We start from the raw sequence: 19,379 nt of genomic DNA, 5'->3' as shown, positions 1-19,379 counted from the left end.
AATCCTCAATCCATCCGTCAATGAGCCGGAGCGCTGTTTGGGCGTCCTGTAGAGCTCGATGCATAAGCCTTGCGGGTATTGGCGGAACTGGCGGCTTCGACATAACCCCGGGCGGGATCGGCGAGGCCTATGAGGTGGGCAGACGTCGAATCCTCAACGGCTATAGAGGGAAGGGGCTATCGTATAGCACCCCCGGCCCGGAAACATCAGCGCCAGAAGACCTTCTGAGAGATGGCGCTGAGGTCTCCTTGACGCGATTTCGCTGTTTTTGCTCGATGATTTGGGCCATTCTCGATAATGCGCAACATGTCGCATTATCGGACGCTTATAGAAAACCAGTGTCGAGGAGTTACGCTGGCCCGCACGCTTTACCCATCAGCGAGAATTTGGCTATCGGTCAAGCAATAGGCGACCTGCGGTAGAGAGGGCCATTACCGTTACACCGTTCGGAAGAGGGAAGGACTCTCGACCAGGATATATAACGATCCGTTTTTGCGGCTGCAAATCCTCGCAGGCATGATAAAACCCTTTTTCGAGTTTCGGCGTAAGGCTTCGCTTGATCTCTATCGCCCAAGGCTTTTCACCTGGAGGGGTCAGCAGGAGATCGATTTCGGCTCCGGCAGCTGTACGGTAGAAGTTGGCTGCAGTGCCATGAGGTGAGGACGCGATCAGTGTTTCGATCACGAAGCCTTCCCAACTGGAGCCGACAATTGGATGACCAAGTAGTTGTTCAGCGCTTCCGAGCCCAAGCAACGCATGGGCAATGCCGCTATCCCTGACATAGACTTTTGGTGATTTGACCAATCGCTTGCCGACATTGGCATGCCAGGGTTCGAGACGACGCACCAGTAGCAGGTCGACAAGAAGATCGAGGTAAGAAGCGATGGTCTTGCCATCTACCCCCAGGGAGCGGGCGAGTTCGGCTGCGTTAAGGAGACCGGACTGGTGGTGCGCCAGCATAGTCCAGAACCGCCTCAGCGTCTCGGCGGGGATGCGCGGCCCAAGAAGCGGAATATCTCGTTCGAGATAGGTGCGAATGAAATCCTGCCGCCAGCGCAGACTTCCACGATCGCTGTAAGCGAGGAAACTATCGGGAAAACCACCCCGTAGCCAAAGTCTTTCGAGCGCCTCTTCTGGCACTTCCAATCCATCAACAGGCTGCATTTCAAGATAGGCAATGCGGCCAGCCAGCGATTCCCCAGATTGTTTGAGGAGATCGATTGAAGCGGATCCAAGCAGTAAAAATTGGCCGGTTCGCCGTCCGGCGCGTCGGTTGCGATCAATTAGGCCCCGCAGTGTCTGAAACACGTTTGGAAGACGATGAACTTCGTCAAGGATAACCAGCTTGTCGCCGTGGGTTGCAAGATAGAGCTCCGGCTCCGACAGTTTGGCCCGGTCTGCTTCCGATTCCAAATCAAGATAAATGGAGGGCCGGGTTTCGCCAATATTGATCGCTAATGTGGTTTTACCGACCTGACGAGGGCCCAAAAGCGCAACCGCAGGGCTTTCGTTTACCAGATGCTGAAGTTCAGCTTCAATTCTTCGCTCAATCATCCTTGTATTTATGGATTTATATTCCGCAATTGCAAGGATAATTTTATCTATGTAAGAAGGCGCGTGGCGAGACCGCTACGCCGTGTCGCGTTGTGATCGGCATCATTTTCGTCAATCGCAACGGGCTCCGGTGGTGCAATGCGCCGAAGGAATACGGCCCGGCGAAAACGCTGTATAACCGCTGGAGAGACAAGGGCGTTTTTATCCAGATGATGACGGCCTGGCGGTGCCTGAAGCTGCAGAACACTAGACCGTCATGATTGATCTAACCTATCTCAAGTCCCACCGCACGGCTTCCAGCCTGGGAGCACTCCCTCAAATTCCATAAATAGGCGTTACGCCCTCTTTTCAGAGGCTTAGTTCATTTGGCGAGCGTGCCATTGGATCGAATCCGTTCAAGGCGAAGGGCCAGACTGGTCTATCCCAAGATCATCAGCCGGATTACGTATGCGACGACGAAAAGAACGAGCACGCTCGCAAACCAGAGGCCGACGAACCACAAAAATCGTTTGAAGAGAGTTTCTGGCATCAGTGGTAGCCTTCGTCGGGATCGATCTTGCCACGAAAGACCCAGTAGGCATATCCCGTGTAACCTAGAATAATGGGTATCAGCACGCTTGCACCCAGCAGCAGGAACGCCAGAGAGCTATCTGGTGCGGCAGCCTCCCATATCGTCAATGCTCCCGGTACGATATAGGGATAGAAGCTGACACCGAGACCTGCGAAGCAGATGACGAAGATGCCAAGCGCGGCCAGAAACGGCTGGAGGTGTTTGTCCTGCCTCAAGCCTTGCCAGAGTGCTGCTGCGCATACCGCGACCAGCAGCGGCACAAAGGCAGAGAAAAATGCTGTGGGCCAGCCGAACCAGCGCTCGAAATAAACGCGGTTGATGAATGGTGTCCAGAGACTGACCGCGCCGATGAGTGCAAGCGTACCGGCTGCAGCCACCATGGCAATCTTTCTTGCACGTGCCTGCAATTCGCCAATTGTTTTCAGGTTGAGCCAAGTTGCACCCAGCAACGCGTAACCCACGACAACGGCCAGTCCGGTTGTGATGCTGAATGGCGTCAGCCAGTCCCACCACCCGCCGGAATAGGCGCGGTTGGTGATTTGGATGCCTTGAACTAGAGCGCCCAGAGCGATTCCCTGCATCATGGCGGCGATTGTCGAGCCGATGCAAAAGCCCCAATCCCACCAGATGCTGCCGCGCGTCGTTCGCCAGCGAAACTCGAACGCAACGCCGCGAAAGATCAACCCCAGCAACATGAGGATGATAGGCATGTAAAGGGCGGGCAGTACCGTGGCATAGGCAACAGGAAAGACAGCCATCAACCCGCCACCGCCCAGCACCAGCCATGTTTCGTTTCCATCCCAGACAGGAGCGATGGAATTCGTCATGACGTCCCGGTCATGCCTCTTAGGGAAAAACGGAAACAGGATGCCGATGCCGAGATCGAAGCCATCGAGGATGACGTAGGCCAGCACAGCGAAGGCGATGATGGCTGCCCAGATAAACGCAAGATCAAACATCATGATGGCCTCCAGAAAGGCTCTGCGTGGGACCAGGCGTTATCCCCGCGGTGCGGGTTGGGGCGTGATCCAACTCATGATCCTCATCAAGCACGGGTGTGCGTCGCATCAGCCGCAGCAGATAAAACACGCCAGACCCGAACACCAGAAAGTAGACGATGATAAAAGCGACGAGCGACGCGCCGACGGCGGGTGCTGCGACGGGTGAGAGGCTATCGGACGTGCGCAATAGGCCATAGACAGTATAGGGTTGGCGGCCCACTTCGGTCGTGTACCAACCCGCAAGCACCGCAACGAACCCAGATGGCCCCATCAGGACAGCGGCTCTGTGAAGCAGGAGATTGTCATAGAGACAGTCTCTCCACCGCGCCCAAAGTGACCAAAGGCCAACAAGCAGCATCAGCACGCCAAGCCCGACCATGACGCGGAAGGTGATGAACGGGATCAGCGCCCTAGGGCGGTCGCTTTTATTCCACTCTTTGAGACCCTTGATTTCGCCATCCAGCGTATGGGTCAGGATCAGTGATCCCAGCCTCGGTATTTCGACTGCGTATTTCGTTTCCTCCGCCTCATCGTCCGGAATACCGAAGAGAATCAGCGGCGCGCCACGATGCGTTTCATAATGCCCCTCCATCGCTGCGATCTTGGCTGGCTGATGCTCCAGCGTGTTGATGCCGTGGAGGTCCCCAACGAAAATCTGAATTGGCGTGACAAATGCTGCCATCCACATCGCCATGGAAAACATGACCCGTGCCTGCCGATTGCTCTTGTCTCGCAACAGGTGATAAGCGCCGACAGCGCCAACGCCAAAAGCCGTGGTCAAGAATGCCGCCAGCACGGTGTGAACGAGGCGATAGGGAAAGGACGGGTTGAAGATGATCTTCCACCAGTCCGCGGGCAGAAACTGCCCGTTCTCACCAATGGTGAAACCCTGCGGTGTCTGCATCCAGCTGTTGGCCGACAATATCCATGTGGCGGAGATGAGTGTACCAACGGCGACCATGGCAACGGCAAACATATGCAGGCCATCGCCCACGCGTTTGCGTCCGAACAAGGCAATGCCCAAAAATCCGGCCTCGAGAAAAAACGCGGTCAAAACCTCATAGCCCATGAGCGGGCCAATCACCGGCCCTACCTTGTCGGAAAACACCGCCCAGTTCGTGCCGAACTGATAGCTCATCACGATACCGGACACGACACCCATGCCGAAGGTGATGGCAAAGATCGGTTTCCAGTATTCGAAGAGCTTCAGATAGACCGGGTCACGCTTCCACAGCCACAGCGCATTCAGCACCGCAAGATAGCTGGCGGTGCCGATTGAGAAGGCCGGGAAGATAAAGTGGAAGGAAACTGTAAACGCAAACTGTATGCGCGCCAGAAGCTCCGCACTGAAACCATCAAACAATTTGACCTCCATCAAGGCACGAGATTGCTTGTCGTTCTATTCCTGTTTGTGCTGGACGGCTGCGTGCCAAATTACCGCGTGCCAAAACATCACACGCGGCATTGTGACGCTTTCACATCTCCTCCCACCTTGGCAACAGATTAGAGCACACGGCCCGCTGCCCAATGGATATGGTAGCGAAACAAAATTCACCGAGGATCAGCGACTGCCACCTATCGACCGTATAGCCGTCATACCGAAGCTCGACCATCGGCCGTCGCAGTCTCTTCAGTTGATACCGTTCACCACCACTGTCATGCGTTCGGTATCTGCTAGACTGGAAATTATCGGTCGCAAGAGGTCGTATTGACCAGCGAAGTCATTCTGCCGAAATTACGCCATGAGCCGGTTTGAAAAACGAAAAAACATTCATGATGAATTTTGGACCGTCATTGACTCTGTCACGGCAAGTCCGGCTACAGTCGATGACCTTCCTATTGATGCACTGACAGAAGACGAGGCAGACGAGATGATCGTACTTCTCGAAGCCCACCATATTCAAACTGACGGAGTGGGAACATAATCGCTTACTCACTCAAACGGTAACGCCATGCTAATGTATTTTTCCGTATCCACGATGAAGTCGGCGAGATGATCGACGAGAACCACTTTACAATGGGCTTCATAAGGTCTCTATCAACCGAGATTTTGATTTCGATAAGGTGCCTTTAATTCCAATGATGATGAACCCGCGATGGAGAGGACCAGCCGCAACGTTGATCTTTGGCATATTCTTCTGGTAGCTTGTTTGTCATCTAGGAGACGTTAATGAACCTTGGGATGCCAGTGCGTACTGGCACGCCGCCTATCCGTTATCAGTGATCATATCTGGACTAATCGCCTGGTTTTTAGGAAAAATGTGGTACGCAGGAGCGATCATCACATTCGCGCAGTTGCCTGCGTTGATCGTTGCAAACAACGACACTTCAATAATGATTGGCCTCCCTTTTTTGCTCGCCTTGTCGCTTCCTTCCATCGCGGCATCAGCGCTTGCAACGCGGTTGCGACGCCGGGCTTGAGATTGAGAGGACGCCTCCTCCTAGCGCTGTACGCAATGAAGAGCTGCTAACAATCCCGGCAGAGAATTCGTGCTTATGCTCATCGCCCCTTTATGCGTCGCCGCAGCACTTGCTGCGACAAACGCAATTTCCGATGTGGCGTGATCAGGCAGCCTGCTGGCTGTCGCTGCTCAGGATTTCAACGATCCGGTCATAGCCGTAGAAAGTAGCGAGTCTCAGTGGTGTCATTCCCGAGTGAGTTTTCAAATCACGGCGAGCACCGGCTGACACCAAAGACGCGACGGCATCCACATATCCATGCCACACGGCATCATGCAAAGCGGTTAGACCATTGTAAGGACCCTGCGCATCAAGCTCAACCTGTGTGGCCCCCTGCTTTGTTGATGAGGTCAGAATATCGATATGATCCGCCTTTCCGAAGTAAGCGGCATCGTGAAGTGGCGAACCGCGCATGAGACCGATCGTACGGCGGGGATCTGCCCCAGCATCCAACAATAGGCGCACGATTTCGGCATGACCTTCGCGAACTGCGAGACCGAGAGGCGTGTAGTCGTCATCGAACGTCCCGGTTATCGGCACCCGAACCTCGAAATCCGCGCCATCTGCGATCAGCCGCTTCACCTCCTCAATATTTCCGTCCTTGACTGATGAGACGATCGACAAGCTGGCGATGTGCTGTTCATCCGCCTCATCTCGTTCCTCAATAAGCGCTGCGATTGCTTGCAGGTCGTCATACTTGGCAATTTCGAGCGCGGTCTGTTGCCAGTAATTCCGTATAGTGGTCCGCGCGCGCCGCGACAGCAAAACTCGCACGACAGATTCGTGCTTGTGAAGCACGGCATCCATCAAGGCTGTGTTACCAAGAACAGGCGATTGCTGATCGATGAAGGCTCCATGGTCCAAGAGCATCCCGATCACGTCGGCGCTGCCGGACTGTGCCGCCTTGTGGAGTGCCGTTGCTCCCATTCGAGGTTCCACCGCCAGCACGTCCGCCCCGGCAGTCAAGAGCAAAGCAACAGCCTGTGCCTGCCCAAGCGCAGACGCGATCATCAACGGCGTTAGACCATCGGGGCCTCGAGCATTGACGTCGACCCCGGCGTCGATGGCGCCTTTGACCGAAGCAAGATCGCCTGTACGCAGTGCGTGAGAAAATATCATTATCTTATGTTCCTGATCGATTAGGCAGTTGCTGAAACGGTGGCATTCAGGCCGTTCAGGAATTTTATGATTTCGGCATTCACGCGCTCGCGGGCCTCATGATGAGGCCAGTGACCTACACCTTCCAGGCGCACGACATCGACGAGCCCCGGCGCTGTCTCCCGCATCTCTTCCACGGTCGGTGGGACGGGGTGGAACAGTCGGCACAACCCGTCTGCATCGCCCCAAATATAAAGCGATGGCTGCTTGATCAGCACATCCTTGTAGGCAGCGAGATGCTCAAACGTCGCCTGCACGCCACGGTACTGGTTCAGACCGCCTCTGAATCCCGTTCGCTGGAACGTTTCGATGTTGTGCTTCACATAGGCTGGATCGGCCCAGCTCGGCAGCACGTCAGGTGCAGGTCGGAACATATCTCGTTTTGCGTCGATGGGGTCCCAGCCGGTTCCTTCGGCGGGCTCGCCCGAGAGCCAATAAAGTGCACTGGGAATAGACTTGCTGGCATCACGGATCCGGTCATCCGTCTCCGGCTTCATCATGTCGAAAGCATAATAGAGATCGCCGAGACCGCGACTGCGTAGCATGTCCCATGTGCTCAGCTCGCCACGTGGCAGGAACGGGATACCGAGCGTTACGATCCCATTGAAACGATCTGGTCGCATGACCATTGCCCGCTGGCCGTGATCTGCTCCCCAATCATGCGATACGATCGTTGCGGTCGGTACCTGCAAAGCATCGAGGATGCCAATCAGGTCGCCAACAATGAAGGCTCCGCTATACAATGCTGGATCGTCCGGGGAATAACTGTCGCCAAAACCCCTAATGTCGAGCGCGATCGCGCGGTACCCGTTTTGTGCGACGACCTGCATCTGGCTACGCCACGTTTCCACCGTGTCCGGAAAACCATGTAAGAAAAGCACGACTGGACCAAGGCCTTGTTCAACGACATGGAAAGAGGCACCGTTGGCCTCGATTTGCGAATGAAGTACGGGATGATCCGTGGCGGCTGATAGTAAACTAGGATGGCTCATTTTCTGCTCCAATTTATGCTTGATGCGAGCCTTGCGGCGCGTGTTGGATCGGCTCCAATTCCATGACTTCACCACCTGAAGCGCGAAGCCTTTCAAGGTATGTGGAGTGGTCGATGAGTTGGGCCGGGAAGTAGAGACCCGGTCGAGGCGCATCGCCTTCGAGACCAGCCAGGCGTTCAAGAACGAGCGCGACACCCAAACCCGTGAGCGGCATCTGCCCACCGGGGTGAACGATCGCGTGACGTTTCCGAAGCGGCTGCCCGGCGTGATCCAGGCCCGAAAGGTTGATGATAATTTCCGTCGATACCGGTCCGCCATTCCGGCGGGCGGAGCTCATTCCAATGGCCAAGTCGAACCGAATATCAGGTGCGTCGGTTGCGTTTGCCAACAACAGGACGTCGTTCGGCGAAAACAGGTTCGCGTTCAACTCGGTACCGTCGATTGCGCGAACCTTTGACTTGGTTTCGTCGCCATGGCACCACCGCCACGCGCCAGCCGTTCTTATAAGAGCAGCAGCACCCGCATACATCTGGCGTTCAAGGTCTGCATTTGCCGCAGGTCCAAACGCATCTTGCTCATCGAGCACCGCCTCGATGTGAAAGTTTTCCAGACGACCAAATTCTCGGGCGAACAAGAGCGACGGTACGCTTGTCGCACCAACCAGCCACTCTGTACCCAAAACGACGGGCGCGGCGGCAGGGTTTTGCATGAATGTCGCAGTTTCCAAACCGAGTTCGCTGATGCTTGGCGAGATGTTGATATACCCGGCACCTTTTTGCTGGGCCCAGCGGAGAGCTGCCCCGGTCTCATCGGTAAAAAGCGTTGCGACTGCCGAGACACGCCGCTCGCCTAACCCCAAGTCGGACGCAGTGAGGTCCACGACCACCGCAGACGCGCCGTCGACAGCTGCTGCTGCTCGTATCGCCCGTTGTTCGTCGCGACCGCCAATGAGGATTGGTACATCAGGATGTTGGTCACGCAAGAAGCGTGTAGCCCAGCGCCCGACCTCACCAGCGCCGCCGATAATCAGGATTGGGTCGTGAAGACTTTCAGAATCTTGAAACATTGCGACACCTATGTTTTACTAATACCTACATATGGTAGGTTACTAAAAGTAGGTACGCAAGTGGAAAAACCAAAAGTCGCTGTCGACAACAGGACGGCGGGCCGTCTTTCAAAGCCCAAGCGGCGTCAGCAACTCCTGGAGACGGCGCGCTTGATCGTTCGGGAGGAAGGTGCTGATCGGCTGACGTTAGGCCATCTGGCAGTCCGTGCGGGCGTCTCCAAGCCTGTGACTTACGAGCATTTCGAGACCAGAACGGGTCTGTTAATTGAACTCTATCGTTGGATAGACACCGAACGCATCACCGCGTTTCGCACGCTTATGGCTCAGGATAAACGACCGGCGAGAGAGACTGTTGCGGCTTTGGCAACAACCTATCTGGCTTGCGGAACCGACCAGGGTGACGAATTTCATGCTGTCGGCGCGGCGCTTGCAGGAAGCGAAGAGAAAGCAGGCGTTTACCAGGAGTTAGTCGACGCTGTGATCGAAATGTTCGTGGAAGTTCTACGGCTTCACTCAAGCTTACGGCCGGAATCGTTGGCGTTGGCTTCCGCAGCTTTGGTTGCAGCAGGAGACGCGCTAACAACCGCAGTTACGCGCGGGAATTGCTCTGCTGCTGAGGCAGAGGAGGTGTTTTCGGTTCTCATTGGAGCTGTGGCCCCAGGTGAAGTTCGAGAATTGATGCCGGGCGCCAACAATTCTTAGTTTTTCAACAGTAACTGAGCAGAGCGGTCATATTTCAACAACCACTAGTCGCCTCCGGAGCTGGTCCATGGCGCGTTGAAACACGGCCGGGTTGTCCAGCGCGCGCGACAACACTATTGCGCCCTGTATGGAAAGCACGGCATCTTCCGAGAGGATACGCGCTCGTTCATCGTGCTGGCCCTGCCGAACGAGCGCTGCTTGCAACGCGTCTACCCAACTTGCGAAATAACCCCGAACGGCCTGGGAGAAGCGGTCTCGTGTATTGGAGACGGCCAAGGCGCCAACCAGGCATACACGCCTGCCAGATTTGAAGTAATCCGTGATGGCATCAAGCATCGCATTGATAGCAGCATTGGCATCGCTCCCGTTCCGCAAGGGGGCATATATCGCAGTTTCGAACCACTGTTCGATTTCTGTGAGGACAGCCCGCACCATCTCTTCTTTCCCACCAGGAAAAAAGTTGTAGAGGCTGCCCTTGCCGAGGCCAGTAGCCTTGCCAATCAAAGCAAGGCTTGCCCCTTCATAGCCGTGTTCACGGAACACTTCGGCGAGGGGAGCTATGGTGTCAGATCTTTCGGCAACCATGCGGGCCATGACTAGAGACCCAAATCGCTGAGGCCAGGGTGGTCATCCGGCCGACGGCCGAGCGGCCATTGGAACAGGCGCTCGCTTTCGGAGATCGGCATTTCATTGATGCTGGCATGTCTATGCGCCATCAGCCCGTCCTCGGCAAATTCCCAGTTCTCATTGCCGTAAGCGCGGAACCAGCGACCGCTATCGTCATGATATTCATAAGCGTACCGCACTGCAATGCGGTTGCCGGCAAAAGCCCAAAGCTCCTTGATGAGGCGGTAGTCGTGCTCCTTGTTCCACTTGCGTGTCAGAAATGCCTGAGCGTCGTCGCGAGTGGTGCAGAATTCCACGCGATTACGCCAACGGGTGTCGAGCGTATAGGCCTGAGCGACCTTGGCAGCATCCCGCGTGTTCCAGCCATCTTCGGCTAGCCGAACCTTTTCTATTGCACTTTCCAGGGTGAAGGGTGGGAGTGGAGGGCGTGACATGGTGGATCCTTCGTCGAATTGTACTGATCGGTAATTATTTTACCGATCAGTACAATGTTCGTTGACGTGTTGTCTGTCAAGCACGCGAAGATCGGAAAGCGATCTATCGGCAACGAGCGTCAGGCACTTCCTTGTGCAATCATCGACAACGGTCAGAAACCGCAACCTGCGCCAATCGGTGAGCCGATCCGAGAGAAAGTCGTGTGACCAACTATCACTGGCTGCCATCGGCGCTCGTGTGCCTATCGCTCGTTCCCTACCGCCGCGCCTGCGCACCCGCAGCTTCTCCTCGCGATAATGCCAGAAGAGAACCTTTCGTGGTTCACAATGTGAGCCCTGAGCAGCACATGAATGTGTTGATCGGGGGATTCCAGCATTCACCACTTACAGCGCATCGTTATTCACCCTGCCTGGGCTGAGTTGCTTATCGAGACTGTGATGTAAAAATTGCCCAAGGGATTTGTCTATTTCAACAATGCCCTCAGCCGTGGCGTCGCAAAGTCCAGAAACGTCCTGAGTTTCAGTGGCATGAGGCCGTCCGATAGATGGACGAGATGGACCGGCGACGCCTCTCGTTCGAAATCTTCCAGCAGCGGCACCAGCAAGCCAGCATCGACTGCGCGCTTTGCTTGATAGGCCATGACCCGCGTTATGCCGAGACCGGATGCTGCAGCATCGACCGCAGCTTCCGCCGTATTGACGGAAAGGCGCGTCCGGATCGGCACCGCGATATCTTTTGCGCCATCGTGGAACGTCCAGAACCGTGTCGAGAGCACGCCTTCGAACGCGATGCAATCGTGTTGCTTGAGTTCGTCAGGATGGGACGGAGGGGAATGCCGCTTCAGATAGTCGGGATTGGCATAGACGGTCGTGCGCGTGGAGCCGAGGCGGATAGCCATCAGGCTGCTGTCCGAAAGGCGGCTGATGCGCAGCGCGACATCGATATGTTCGTCGGCGAGACTGATCGGCCGGTCGCTCATGATCAGGTTGATGTTGATGTCCGGAAAGGCTTTCAGAAAATCCGTGACGACCGGCAGGACATGCAGGCGACCGAAGACGATTGGCGCCGTCATCGTCAGGTCTCCCTTTGGTGCGACGTATTCTCCGGTGGCGCGGCGTTCGGCTTCTTCTACCCGCTCGAGAATTTCGCGCGCTGCACTGACATAACTCTGTCCAGCCTCTGTGAGCAACATTCTGCGGCTGGTACGGGTGAACAGGCGAACGCCGAGAAGGCTCTCCAACTCTGAGATCTTGCGGCTGACCGTCGGTAGCGGCGAGTGTAAGGCGCGCGACGCGGCGGAAAGGCTACCATGTTCCACCACTGACAAGAGAACACCCATGGCGTCGAGACGGTCCATCTTTGCCTTCCATAAAACGAGAGGGTGATTACATAAATAACCGTCTACTCTAAAAATATGGTTCCCGCTAGGTTTCTCACGTTAACGGACGAAGGTGTCCGGACCTCAAGGGAGCAAACCATGAAACTCTATCACTTTCCGCTTTCGGGCCATGCGCATCGTGCTCGTCTTTTCCTATCTTTGCTGAACGTGAAGGCTGAGATCATCGACCTCGATCTGGCGAACGGCGAGCACAAGACGCCCGAATTCCTGAAGCTCAACCCGTTCGGCCAAGTGCCGGTGCTCGTCGATGGGGATGTTGTCGTCAATGATTCCAATGCGATCCTTGTCTATGTTGCCACGAAGCTTGGCCGCAAGGACTGGATGCCCGACGATCTCGCCTCTGTCGCGAAGATACAGAAATGGCTTTCCGTTGCCGCCGGAGAAATTTCGTATGGTCCGTGCGCGGCCCGCCTGATCACGGTATTCGGAGCAGACTTCCGCGCCGACGAAGTGATTGCCCGCGCTCACCGGATTCTCGGCCTCATCAATGCCGAACTCGAAAATCACCGTTTCATCATCGGCAACACACCGACCATCGCGGATGTCGCGCTCTACAGCTACATCGCGGGCGCGCCGGAGGGCAATGTCGATCTGACACCGTACCCGGAGGTCCGTCACTGGTTGGCGCGGATCGAAGCTTTGCCCGGTTTCGTCGCTCTTCCGAAAACGGCCATCGGCCTCGCAGTCTGACATCGCCTCGCGGCCGGGGCTACTGGTCCTGGCCGCCGTTTCTTATTGGAGGTTTCAATGCCTGCTGAAGAACTCTCATCATCACCTTGGCATGCAGGCGAACTGGAAATACAGCGCCACGCCGGTGTGCTCGAGCAAATGGACCCGGTCGGGCGTAAGGTTTTGCGCACGTTCATGCTTGATCAGCATCGAGAGTTCTATCCAGTGCTGCCGTTTATCGTCATCGGCGCTGTGGATGGCGATGGAACTCCGTGGGCGACGATCCGTAGCGGACAGCCCGGCTTTCTGCAGACGCCTGATTCCCATACACTGGATATCGATGCTATCAGTGATCCCAACGATCCCGCTGAAGCGGGGATGAAAGACGGCGACCCGATCGGTCTAGTCGGGGTCGATCTCATCACGCGCCGACGTAACAGGATGAACGGTACGGTCATCCGCAGCAGCAGCGACCGTTTTTCCGTCGCCGTTGGACAGAGCTTCGGCAACTGTCCACGCTACATCCAGCATCGTCAGTTCAGCTTCGTGCGCGATCCGGCAACGCCGCAGTCTTCCGAAGTGATCGTTTCAGATCGGCTCGACGCGCATCAGCGTGGCATCATCGAAGCCGCCGACAGTTTCTTCGTTGCGTCCTACGTGGACCTCGACGGTGAAGGACGGCAGGTGGATGCCTCCCATCGTGGTGGCCGACGCGGTTTCGTTCGTGTCGATGCCGACGGTGGCCTGACTGTGCCGGATTTTAACGGCAACCTGTTCTTCAACACGCTCGGCAATTTCGCCGTCAACCCGCGCGCCGGGCTTCTGTTCGTCGATCATGAGACGGGTGACATGCTGCAGATCGCTGGAAGCGTCGAGATCATCCTGGATTCACCCGAGATCGCGGCCTTCGAGGGCGCCGAGCGGCTTTGGCGCGTCATGCCGGAAAAGGTCGTGCTGCGCAAAGATGCACTGCCGCTGCGCTGGCGCTTTCTTGAAGACGGCATGTCACCAAGCAGCCTGATGACGGGAAACTGGCGCGAGGCAGCAAGTCGCTTGAAGGTCGCGGCCCAGGCAAAAACCTGGAGGCGCTTCCGCGTGGAGCGGGCTATCGAGGAAAGCTCGACGATCCGTTCACTGCACCTTTCGCCCGTCGATGGCGAGGCTCTCATCAAGCATCTGGCAGGCCAGCATCTGCCGATCAGCATCACGCAGGGGACGGACACGATCCGCCGCAGCTATACGTTATCGAGTGCTCCATCGGATGGCTTCTACCGGCTGAGTGTGAAGCGAGAGGGCCGGGCATCCACGCTCCTGCACAAAATGCGGGAAGGCGACGAGATCGAGGCGCTATCGCCCGCTGGAGCGTTCACAATCGATGCCATGGAACGCAGCCGTCCGGCTGTGCTCCTTGCAGCTGGCATCGGCATAACGCCCTTGCTGTCGATGCTGCGTCATGTCGTCCATACAGGTGACAGAACGCGTTATCGTCGGCAGGTTTGGCTGTTCAGGTCGTCACGCACCTTTGCCGAAAGAGCGTTCGACCGCGAAATCGGCGAACTGGTCGCGCGCAGCGAAGGGACGATTCGGGAAATCAAGGTGCTCGGTGCGCCAGATGTCGACAGCGACGGCCTTTTTGATGCAATCGGCCGCATCGACATGACGCTGTTGAAGGCACAGTTGCCGTTCGGCGACTACGACTTCTACATCTGCGGACCGTCGTCCTTCATGCAGTCGATGTATGACGGGCTGCGCACGCTGAATATCGCAGACGGTCGCATCCATGCGGAGGCGTTCGGCCCCTCCGGCCTGAAGCGCGACCACGCCGTTCACGTATCGACGAAGCCGGGCAAGCCTGCCGCTTCGGTCCCGACGCCTGTCGTCTTCACTCAATCGTCAAATCAGGCGCAGTGGGAGCCGGACGGCGGCTCCTTGCTGGAACTCGCAGAGCAAAGTGGCCTCAGCCCGCCCTATGGCTGCCGAGCTGGAAACTGCGGGGATTGCCGAACGAAGATCGTCAAGGGTGACGTCAGTTATCTCTCCGAGCCTGGCTATGCGGTAGCAGATGGCGAGGCGCTGATTTGCTGTTCGGTTCCTGCACAAGGGGAGGAGGGTTTGCAACTCGAATTGTAGGCGATGTGAATTCTTTGTCAGAGGACTTTATGGCTCGCTTGTCTCGTACAACCTCAGAGGCATTGCATCGCAGCTTTGAGGGCTCTCGCTTGTCGCTTGATTTGGGCTCTGGTCATCGAGCGGTTTGTCACGATCATGCGCCAATAGAGGGCGGATGGAATCATATCCAGCGCCATTTCGACGTCGATGTTTGTGTTGAGCTCGCCGCGTGCGATAGCACGCTCGATCAGGGCAGATCCCGCAGCGCGACGCGCCTGAGCCAGCCTCTTCAATGCGACAACGAGTTCGCTTTCGCGAGCGGCTTCTGCATAAATATCAGGCAATATCCTGCGCACGAGCCGATGACGGAGGGCGCGCCTCATCGTCAGCAGATAAGCTTCGAGTTCTTCGATGAGACTGCCTCTCGCGGAAACATCAGTGAGCTTCAGACCAAGCTCTTCTATCGCGTCTGAAGCCAGTGCAAGCTTTGATGGCCAGCGCCGGTATATGGCCGCCTTGCCCGCGCCTGCCCGCATCGCGACCCGCTCAAGGCTTATTCCGCCGTAGCCGTAGAGGGCCCAATCTTCAAAGAACGCCCGAACCAAGGCTTGCGTCAGATCAGTACGCATGACCGCAGCGCCGCTGGGCTTACGTCGATTTTCTTCGTCGATACTCTTGCGTTCCATCCAAGGCGCTCCATATGTGTTGGACGGAACGATAGCGTTCCATTCATGAGGAGTAAAGCACTATGACCCATAACGCTGACCTGTTCCCAAGTCTGTCGTCTCTTTTGAGGCAGGCTCTGGGCGATCTAGTTTCGTCTGAAGCGATATCGTTTCTCGATATGTGCGATGACAATATCGTTTTTGAGTTTCCCTACGCGCCTGAGGGATTTACCGAGCGTCTTGTCGGCAAACCAGCCCTTGAGGCCTATCTTCCAACTGTGGCCGATTTGCTGATAATTGAATCGATGAACCTAAATCGGGTTATCGTCGCCACCGGTTCTGAGGCAGCCACGATCGAATTTAGCTGCAAGGGATATTCCAACGAGACAGGCGCACGCTACGATCAAATCTATGTCTCGGTGGTCGATTTGAAGGGCGGGCTCATTACGCGCTACCGCGATTACTGGAACCCGCTTATCCTTCTCTCGGCAACGAAACCTTCACCTGTCACGACGGAGGCTCAATGATGGAGAAAGATAAGTCAGCGAAAATCCTTGTGACAGGCGGAACCGGAACCACCGGACGATTGGTTGTGGAGGGCTTGAGAGAGCGGGGGATCATTCCAGAGATAGGCACGCGCACTCCGTCTCGCGAAAGCGAGGTTCTGTTTGACTGGCAGCAGCCGGAAACTGCGCGGAGAGCTTTTGATGGGGTAGATGCGGTGTACATTGTCGCTCCGACAAATACGAGCGACCATGGTGCAGTCGTCCCGCCCGTCCTCGATATTGCGCGCTCCTGCGGTGTCCGGCGCTTTGTCCTGCTCAGCGCGTCGTCGTTGGAAGCCGGTGGGCCGATGATGGGGCAGATCCACGCTTATCTTACCGACAACGTTCCAGAGTGGACAGTTTAGCGCCCCACCTGGTTCCTACAGAACTTTTCTCACCAACAGCACCAGATCACCATCCGGCAAGAGAATGCCATTTACTCGGCAACTGGATCGGGCCGGGTTGGCTTCATTGACGCAACCGATATCGCCAGAGCGGCTGTCAGCGCTCTGCTGGAAGACAAATCCTGGAACAGGTATTTCATTCTGACGGGCCACGAAACGTTGTCCTACGCGGATATTGCGTCCAAGCTGAGCAGCATTCTTGGCCGTAACATCCGACATGTGAATCTCGACGTCGATCAACTTGCCGAGCGATATCACGCGGGTGGTCTGGATAAGGATTATGCGCAGACGCTCGCTTCAATGGATAAGTGGATAGAGGACGGGAATGAAGACCGCGTCACCGACTGTGTGTTTGTGCTAACGAGACAGGCACCGAAATCAGCGGACGTATTTATTCGGGAAAACCATCAGCGCTGGCTATCATGAAGTCGACCTCCACAACGCCATCCACAGAGCGCGTGCATGGTAAGAAAGAAGCGCGGCCCGATAGTTCGAATCCTCTCAAGGCGTTTGTATAACGCCTTCTTCCGAGATCGTTACTCTGATCGCGAATGAGGAAACACTGAGAAAAAACAAGTTCGCCAGCCAGATGCTGACGAACCGTAATAGTCGCTTTGAACGCAAGGGCACCATTCGTGGTATCCTTCGTCAGGATCGATCTTGCTGCGAAAAACCCAGTAGGCGTAGAGGGCTCTAGCAATGGAACGGAAAACCCTCACAAGGTTCAGCTTTCCCGGACCGAAGGGGCGTTACACGACGCGGGAATGTTCAACAGGCGGCTGCATCAGCTCTATGGTAATACCATCCGGGCCGGAGATGTACGCGACCATTGTTCCGCATCGGGGGCCGGCTGGTATCGGCTGCGGCGAACCCTTCACTGCCCACCCCGCCGTCTCAACCCGCGCGATGGCCGTGCGGATATCCGTAACCGTGAAGGCGATGTGCGCGGCGCCGATCGCACCCGCGCTACGAGGTGTCTGGCCCAACGTACGGCCTGTCGAATACTCGAGAAGCTCGATAGGGTAGCCATTTGGAGCAGTCACCAGCGCCATTCGGCAACGCGGATCGTCAACCCCCGTGGCCTCCCGTAGGAACTCCCCACCCATCTCTCCTCGCCGAGTAAGGTCGAAACCCATCGCCTCAGTCCAGAACTGGATCGCCTCCTCCAACGAGGCGACCGAGAACCCCGTATGGTCCACAGCTATCACGCCCGCATCTTCGGCCATTTTTTAATCCTCTCATATCGAACAGTTGCGTCCCGCTACAGTAAGCCATTCGCCAAACAAGTCACAGCACTTGCAATCCCTTTAACCATTTTATAGCTCGGGTTCGATTCCCCTCAATATTGCTGAGCGGTCCTGCGTTATTGTTCTAATGAGAGGCGTGCGCGTGCGGATAAAGTGCCGCACCAACTTTTTGCGCTGCGGCCGCTAGGCGCTTATCTCTTGTCCACAAGCTTGATCGCCGGTCGAGCAACGTTGAAGTCAGTAAGTGGGCATCTGTGTAACCAATCCCCATGCTGAATATCGAATGGCGATCAATCATCGTCATTACCTCTGCGTGGGTCGCGATCATTGCTTCGCGTTGAGCTGCTAGGTAAGCTAAAACTGCGCCTCTTTCTCTTAGGCTACCGAGCGCCAGTTCGCCGACAACGAATGGGTGGCAAAGCAACTGGTCATCATTGATGATTTTTCGTAGTTCTGCGTCGTCGTATCGAAAATGATCTATCCAGATCGAGGTGTCTACCAGGATCACTTGGCCACGTCGCTCCGTCGGCGAGGCGATGCTTCAGCCTCAGGCATAGAGCCGCCTAGCGCGATCAAGCGTTTGCCGGATTCCACACGCACAAGCGTCTCCAGCGCTTGTCGGACGAGAGCTGCTGTTTCCTTGGTGCCCGTGAGGGACTTGGCCCGCTCCATAAGATTGTCGTCGAGATTTATGGTCGATCGCATATTCTAACTCCCGTAAATGAGTAGCTCGTATAGCACCATTTGGTGCGGAAATCTACGACCTGTTGAGTGCAGCTGATATCTTCATGTTTCACGGATCGTAGGTTCGTATTCGTTCAAGGCGCTGAAGCTTCTCTTGTTCTCGCGCCGACCAAGGCGTGTATCGCTAAAAATTAGTTGCAAAAATACAACACTCCCATAGAAATACAAGGGACCTTTAGGGGTCGAAGACTTCGCGCGACGGCAAAGTTTTTTATATTCATAATCACCTATCTGCAGGGAAAACATGAGTATTATTGGCATATTTAAATGAGGCAAGAAACAAGCTCCATCTGGGTCCTTAGAATCAATCTAACCAACGATGCTTGCGTCACATTTTCCTTTGGGATTAAAGCACTTCGACCGCTCCTGCCATAACGGCGAGATGCTGACTAAAAGTGCTTTTATGGGTAAAATGACGCTTGATAATGGGCTCAATCCACATTGGCCCGTCCTCTGGGCTCCAGACACTTCCGGGAAGTTGTCAGCGGATGGTATGCGCTCTGCAAAAGAAGGCCTTCACTAATTGGCTTGGGATTTGCACAAACTTTTCCTTCGCCACGCAAGTGGTATTACCCGATCTTTGCGCCGGAGGGGCCTGAGCGAAGAGACCGCTGCGGACATCACCCAGGACACTTTTCTCCGAGTCTTGATGGTGCCACCAACGGAGACTGTTACCAACTCCAATCCAGCCGCCTATCTTTATCAGGTGTCGCGCAACTTGGGCATAAACCACCAGCGACGTGAACAATTAATGGACAGGGTTGACCTTTGCGATGACACGATTGCCAATATAGTTGACCCCCATCCGTTGCCAGACACTGTCGTGTTCGATCGTCAAAGATTGAAACTGACGGCAATTGCTCTCGCCGAGCTACCGGAGCGCACGCGTCGGGCATTCGAATTGCACAGACTGGGCGATCTCACCATCAATCAAGTCGGTCAGGAAATAGGTTTGTCCACCACGCGAACCTGGGCTTTGATCCGCGATGCCTATCGGCACATTGTCATGCGAACCGACGGGATTTAGTCTA

The 19,379-nt window shown here is 55.8% G+C and carries 23 protein-coding genes and 3 pseudogenes; 9 read left to right on the top strand and 17 right to left on the bottom strand.

The features are described from left to right. Positions 1-56: 56 nt before the first annotated feature. Together RRU01S_RS26610 and RRU01S_RS23730 are read right to left on the bottom strand one after the other, a co-directional pair. Positions 57-289 (bottom strand): annotated as a pseudogene (locus RRU01S_RS26610) (integrase); the annotation flags it as partial. 101 nt (positions 290-390) lie between these two features. After that, positions 391-1,554 (bottom strand): ATP-binding protein, encoded by a 1,164-nt coding sequence (locus RRU01S_RS23730; protein ID WP_045232702.1) that lies wholly within the window; start codon positions 1,552-1,554, stop codon positions 391-393. 86 nt (positions 1,555-1,640) lie between these two features. On the opposite strand from RRU01S_RS23730, the pseudogene RRU01S_RS25630 reads away from it, so the two are divergent. Next, positions 1,641-1,801 (top strand): annotated as a pseudogene (locus RRU01S_RS25630) (transposase); the annotation flags it as partial. 171 nt (positions 1,802-1,972) lie between these two features. Here the strand turns inward: RRU01S_RS25630 and RRU01S_RS25625 are convergent. From RRU01S_RS25625 to RRU01S_RS23720, 3 genes are read right to left on the bottom strand one after another with little or no spacing between them, the layout of a single operon-like run. Further along, positions 1,973-2,083, bottom strand: coding sequence for a DUF2474 family protein (locus RRU01S_RS25625; RefSeq protein WP_081880188.1), 111 nt, complete (start codon positions 2,081-2,083; stop codon positions 1,973-1,975). Beyond that, positions 2,083-3,087: a cytochrome d ubiquinol oxidase subunit II gene (gene cydB, locus RRU01S_RS23725; protein WP_045232701.1), complete on the bottom strand. Its 1,005-nt coding sequence runs from the start codon at positions 3,085-3,087 to the stop codon at positions 2,083-2,085. Before cydB ends, RRU01S_RS25625 begins: the two co-directional genes overlap by 1 nt. Beyond that, a complete protein-coding gene (locus RRU01S_RS23720; protein WP_108722727.1) occupies positions 3,077-4,489 on the bottom strand; it encodes a cytochrome ubiquinol oxidase subunit I in 1,413 nt (470 codons plus the stop codon). The genes cydB and RRU01S_RS23720 overlap by 11 nt, the downstream gene beginning before the upstream one ends. Before the next feature lie 379 nt (positions 4,490-4,868). Here RRU01S_RS23720 and RRU01S_RS23715 point away from each other — a divergent pair, with 379 nt between their 5' ends. Beyond that, complete coding sequence (locus RRU01S_RS23715; protein ID WP_045232699.1) at positions 4,869-5,051, top strand: hypothetical protein; 183 nt, start codon at positions 4,869-4,871, stop codon at positions 5,049-5,051. Positions 5,052-5,691: 640 nt separating this feature from the next. Here RRU01S_RS23715 and RRU01S_RS23710 read toward each other — a convergent pair. From RRU01S_RS23710 to RRU01S_RS23700, 3 genes are read right to left on the bottom strand one after another with little or no spacing between them, the layout of a single operon-like run. Next, positions 5,692-6,705: an ankyrin repeat domain-containing protein gene (locus RRU01S_RS23710; protein WP_045232698.1), complete on the bottom strand. Its 1,014-nt coding sequence runs from the start codon at positions 6,703-6,705 to the stop codon at positions 5,692-5,694. A 20-nt stretch (positions 6,706-6,725) separates the two neighbouring features. Next, positions 6,726-7,736, bottom strand: a complete 1,011-nt coding sequence (locus tag RRU01S_RS23705) for an alpha/beta fold hydrolase (RefSeq protein WP_045232697.1) — start codon at positions 7,734-7,736, stop codon at positions 6,726-6,728. Positions 7,737-7,749: 13 nt separating this feature from the next. Further along, a complete protein-coding gene (locus RRU01S_RS23700; protein WP_045232696.1) occupies positions 7,750-8,802 on the bottom strand; it encodes a hypothetical protein in 1,053 nt (350 codons plus the stop codon). On the opposite strand from RRU01S_RS23700, the gene RRU01S_RS23695 reads away from it, so the two are divergent. Further along, entirely contained in the window at positions 8,776-9,504 is a 729-nt protein-coding gene (locus RRU01S_RS23695) for a TetR/AcrR family transcriptional regulator (RefSeq protein WP_244446100.1), read from the top strand. The two genes, RRU01S_RS23700 and RRU01S_RS23695, sit on opposite strands and share 27 nt — an antisense overlap. Before the next feature lie 27 nt (positions 9,505-9,531). Here RRU01S_RS23695 and RRU01S_RS23690 read toward each other — a convergent pair whose 3' ends face one another. From RRU01S_RS23690 to RRU01S_RS23680, 4 genes and pseudogenes are all read right to left on the bottom strand, one after another. Further along, complete coding sequence (locus RRU01S_RS23690; RefSeq protein ID WP_045232695.1) at positions 9,532-10,098, bottom strand: TetR/AcrR family transcriptional regulator; 567 nt, start codon at positions 10,096-10,098, stop codon at positions 9,532-9,534. A gap of 2 nt (positions 10,099-10,100) precedes the next feature. Next, on the bottom strand, positions 10,101-10,565 hold the full coding sequence (locus tag RRU01S_RS23685; protein WP_045232694.1) for a nuclear transport factor 2 family protein: 465 nt from the start codon (positions 10,563-10,565) through the stop codon (positions 10,101-10,103). Positions 10,566-10,637: 72 nt separating this feature from the next. Further along, positions 10,638-10,924 (bottom strand): annotated as a pseudogene (locus RRU01S_RS25620) (IS3 family transposase); the annotation flags it as partial. Between the two features lie 105 nt (positions 10,925-11,029). Continuing rightward, positions 11,030-11,923 (bottom strand): LysR family transcriptional regulator, encoded by an 894-nt coding sequence (locus RRU01S_RS23680; protein ID WP_045232693.1) that lies wholly within the window; start codon positions 11,921-11,923, stop codon positions 11,030-11,032. 120 nt (positions 11,924-12,043) lie between these two features. Here RRU01S_RS23680 and RRU01S_RS23675 point away from each other — a divergent pair, with 120 nt between their 5' ends. Continuing rightward, on the top strand, positions 12,044-12,655 hold the full coding sequence (locus RRU01S_RS23675; protein WP_045232692.1) for a glutathione S-transferase family protein: 612 nt from the start codon (positions 12,044-12,046) through the stop codon (positions 12,653-12,655). Between the two features lie 57 nt (positions 12,656-12,712). Then, the gene (locus tag RRU01S_RS23670) at positions 12,713-14,764 is read left to right on the top strand and encodes a 2Fe-2S iron-sulfur cluster-binding protein (RefSeq protein ID WP_045232691.1); all 2,052 of its coding nucleotides are present in this window, start codon (positions 12,713-12,715) and stop codon (positions 14,762-14,764) included. A 53-nt stretch (positions 14,765-14,817) separates the two neighbouring features. Here RRU01S_RS23670 and RRU01S_RS23665 read toward each other — a convergent pair whose 3' ends face one another. Beyond that, the gene (locus RRU01S_RS23665) at positions 14,818-15,429 is read right to left on the bottom strand and encodes a TetR/AcrR family transcriptional regulator (RefSeq protein ID WP_045232690.1); all 612 of its coding nucleotides are present in this window, start codon (positions 15,427-15,429) and stop codon (positions 14,818-14,820) included. A gap of 62 nt (positions 15,430-15,491) precedes the next feature. Between RRU01S_RS23665 and RRU01S_RS23660 the strand changes: the two genes are divergently transcribed. Together RRU01S_RS23660 and RRU01S_RS26605 are read left to right on the top strand one after the other, a co-directional pair. Beyond that, the gene (locus RRU01S_RS23660; RefSeq protein WP_045232689.1) at positions 15,492-15,935 is read left to right on the top strand and encodes a nuclear transport factor 2 family protein; all 444 of its coding nucleotides are present in this window, start codon (positions 15,492-15,494) and stop codon (positions 15,933-15,935) included. Beyond that, positions 15,932-16,318 carry an NAD(P)H-binding protein gene (locus tag RRU01S_RS26605; protein WP_234936251.1) on the top strand — a complete coding sequence of 129 codons (387 nt, stop codon included), beginning with the start codon at positions 15,932-15,934 and terminating at the stop codon, positions 16,316-16,318. Before RRU01S_RS23660 ends, RRU01S_RS26605 begins: the two co-directional genes overlap by 4 nt. 15 nt (positions 16,319-16,333) lie before the next feature. Here RRU01S_RS26605 and RRU01S_RS26600 read toward each other — a convergent pair whose 3' ends face one another. Then, the gene (locus RRU01S_RS26600) at positions 16,334-16,576 is read right to left on the bottom strand and encodes a hypothetical protein (protein ID WP_234936252.1); all 243 of its coding nucleotides are present in this window, start codon (positions 16,574-16,576) and stop codon (positions 16,334-16,336) included. On the opposite strand from RRU01S_RS26600, the gene RRU01S_RS26865 reads away from it, so the two are divergent. After that, on the top strand, positions 16,463-16,783 hold the full coding sequence (locus RRU01S_RS26865) for a Rossmann-fold NAD(P)-binding domain-containing protein (RefSeq protein WP_439644728.1): 321 nt from the start codon (positions 16,463-16,465) through the stop codon (positions 16,781-16,783). The genes RRU01S_RS26600 and RRU01S_RS26865 overlap by 114 nt on opposite strands. Positions 16,784-17,106: 323 nt before the next feature. Here RRU01S_RS26865 and RRU01S_RS23650 read toward each other — a convergent pair whose 3' ends face one another. From RRU01S_RS23650 to RRU01S_RS23640, 3 genes are all read right to left on the bottom strand, one after another. Then, on the bottom strand, positions 17,107-17,583 hold the full coding sequence (locus tag RRU01S_RS23650) for a VOC family protein (protein ID WP_042618634.1): 477 nt from the start codon (positions 17,581-17,583) through the stop codon (positions 17,107-17,109). A 145-nt stretch (positions 17,584-17,728) separates the two neighbouring features. Next, entirely contained in the window at positions 17,729-18,112 is a 384-nt protein-coding gene (locus RRU01S_RS23645) for a type II toxin-antitoxin system VapC family toxin (RefSeq protein WP_045232688.1), read from the bottom strand. Then, positions 18,109-18,309: a type II toxin-antitoxin system VapB family antitoxin gene (locus RRU01S_RS23640; protein ID WP_007597733.1), complete on the bottom strand. Its 201-nt coding sequence runs from the start codon at positions 18,307-18,309 to the stop codon at positions 18,109-18,111. Before RRU01S_RS23640 ends, RRU01S_RS23645 begins: the two co-directional genes overlap by 4 nt. Before the next feature lie 562 nt (positions 18,310-18,871). On the opposite strand from RRU01S_RS23640, the gene RRU01S_RS23635 reads away from it, so the two are divergent. After that, positions 18,872-19,375, top strand: coding sequence for a sigma-70 family RNA polymerase sigma factor (locus RRU01S_RS23635; RefSeq protein ID WP_045232687.1), 504 nt, complete (start codon positions 18,872-18,874; stop codon positions 19,373-19,375). Positions 19,376-19,379: the final 4 nt, after the last annotated feature.

This window comes from Agrobacterium rubi TR3 = NBRC 13261 (assembly GCF_000739935.1).
Taxonomy (GTDB): Bacteria; Pseudomonadota; Alphaproteobacteria; order Rhizobiales; family Rhizobiaceae; genus Agrobacterium; species Agrobacterium rubi.
The sequence above is the reverse complement of the archived record's forward strand: the minus strand, read 5'-3'. Positions and strand labels throughout refer to the sequence as shown.

Excerpts from the sequence above, each read along its gene's own strand:
- RRU01S_RS23730 (WP_045232702.1), bottom strand. The coding sequence starts at position 1,554 with ATGATTGAGCGAAGAATTGAAGCTGAACTTCAGCATCTGGTAAACGAA.
- RRU01S_RS25625 (WP_081880188.1), bottom strand. The coding sequence starts at position 2,083 with ATGCCAGAAACTCTCTTCAAACGATTTTTGTGGTTCGTCGGCCTCTGG.
- cydB (WP_045232701.1), bottom strand. The coding sequence starts at position 3,087 with ATGATGTTTGATCTTGCGTTTATCTGGGCAGCCATCATCGCCTTCGCT.
- RRU01S_RS23715 (WP_045232699.1), top strand. The coding sequence starts at position 4,869 with ATGAGCCGGTTTGAAAAACGAAAAAACATTCATGATGAATTTTGGACC.
- RRU01S_RS23710 (WP_045232698.1), bottom strand. The coding sequence starts at position 6,705 with ATGATATTTTCTCACGCACTGCGTACAGGCGATCTTGCTTCGGTCAAA.
- RRU01S_RS23705 (WP_045232697.1), bottom strand. The coding sequence starts at position 7,736 with ATGAGCCATCCTAGTTTACTATCAGCCGCCACGGATCATCCCGTACTT.
- RRU01S_RS23700 (WP_045232696.1), bottom strand. The coding sequence starts at position 8,802 with ATGTTTCAAGATTCTGAAAGTCTTCACGACCCAATCCTGATTATCGGC.
- RRU01S_RS23690 (WP_045232695.1), bottom strand. The coding sequence starts at position 10,098 with ATGGCCCGCATGGTTGCCGAAAGATCTGACACCATAGCTCCCCTCGCC.
- RRU01S_RS23685 (WP_045232694.1), bottom strand. The coding sequence starts at position 10,565 with ATGTCACGCCCTCCACTCCCACCCTTCACCCTGGAAAGTGCAATAGAA.
- RRU01S_RS23680 (WP_045232693.1), bottom strand. The coding sequence starts at position 11,923 with ATGGACCGTCTCGACGCCATGGGTGTTCTCTTGTCAGTGGTGGAACAT.
- RRU01S_RS23675 (WP_045232692.1), top strand. The coding sequence starts at position 12,044 with ATGAAACTCTATCACTTTCCGCTTTCGGGCCATGCGCATCGTGCTCGT.
- RRU01S_RS23670 (WP_045232691.1), top strand. The coding sequence starts at position 12,713 with ATGCCTGCTGAAGAACTCTCATCATCACCTTGGCATGCAGGCGAACTG.
- RRU01S_RS23665 (WP_045232690.1), bottom strand. The coding sequence starts at position 15,429 with ATGGAACGCAAGAGTATCGACGAAGAAAATCGACGTAAGCCCAGCGGC.
- RRU01S_RS23660 (WP_045232689.1), top strand. The coding sequence starts at position 15,492 with ATGACCCATAACGCTGACCTGTTCCCAAGTCTGTCGTCTCTTTTGAGG.
- RRU01S_RS26605 (WP_234936251.1), top strand. The coding sequence starts at position 15,932 with ATGATGGAGAAAGATAAGTCAGCGAAAATCCTTGTGACAGGCGGAACC.
- RRU01S_RS26600 (WP_234936252.1), bottom strand. The coding sequence starts at position 16,576 with ATGTCGGATGTTACGGCCAAGAATGCTGCTCAGCTTGGACGCAATATC.
- RRU01S_RS23650 (WP_042618634.1), bottom strand. The coding sequence starts at position 17,583 with ATGGCCGAAGATGCGGGCGTGATAGCTGTGGACCATACGGGGTTCTCG.
- RRU01S_RS23640 (WP_007597733.1), bottom strand. The coding sequence starts at position 18,309 with ATGCGATCGACCATAAATCTCGACGACAATCTTATGGAGCGGGCCAAG.